The following is an 820-nucleotide window of genomic DNA, read 5'->3' on the forward strand; positions in this document are numbered from 1 at the left end:
GGCACCACACAGCTGCGGTCGCGGTGCTCGAGTGCGCGGCGCAGCCGCCGGTTGATCAGCCGGGTCGCCCGCCCGGCGCCGATGACCTCGCCGTGGCGTTCGAACCACACTTCACAGGTGGCATCACAGCTCAGGTAGCGGCGTTCGGCGTCGGACAGCAGCGCACCCAGATGCAGGGCCGCGGCGCGCTGCTGCACGTCGAGGTGCACCACCACCGTGGTGTGCTGCCCGTGCGGGCGGCGGGTCGCCTCGGCGTCCCACCCGGCCTCCACCAAGCGCATGAACGCCTCGACGGTGCCCGGCAACGGCGGCCGCTGACCCCAAGCGCGGTCGCCGTCGCCGTGCTCGCGCGTGAACTCGGCGATCAGCGCATCACGATGAGAGGCCAACGCCGCCTCGAACTTCGCGGCATCGGGTTGCGGAAGTCTGATCCGCCAACAGCTGCCCTCGTCGTCGGAGGACTTGGTGATCGAGGCCTGCGGTTCAAGCCCCTCGGGCCGAGGCTCGGGTTCGGGTCGCGGTTCCAGCTTCACCGCGGTACGCAGCTGAGTGACGGTTGCCACCGCGGCCAGCTGCGCGTAGTGCGCATCAGATCCCTGACCGGCACGCGCCGCGATCACCCCGACCTGATCCAGCGACAGCCGGCCCTCCCGCATACCTTGGGCGCAGCGGGGAAACTCCTGCACCCGGCGCGCGATCGTGGTGATCGTGTGGGCATTGGCCGGCGAGCAGCCCGTCTTCGGGGCCACCAACGCCGGCACCGACCGCGCACCGGTAACACCACCGAGCTCGTCGCGATCAATCTCGGCCACGATCTCCA

The 820-nt window shown here is 70.6% G+C and carries 1 protein-coding gene; it reads right to left on the minus strand.

Annotated elements, in window-relative coordinates:
- Nucleotides 1–820, minus strand: an 820-nt coding sequence (locus A5686_RS26220; RefSeq protein WP_156750252.1) for a DUF222 domain-containing protein, incomplete at both ends; no start/stop codon positions are given.

Origin of the sequence: Mycobacterium sp. E2479 (assembly GCF_001667925.1) — a bacterium.
Classification (GTDB): domain Bacteria; phylum Actinomycetota; class Actinomycetes; order Mycobacteriales; family Mycobacteriaceae; genus Mycobacterium.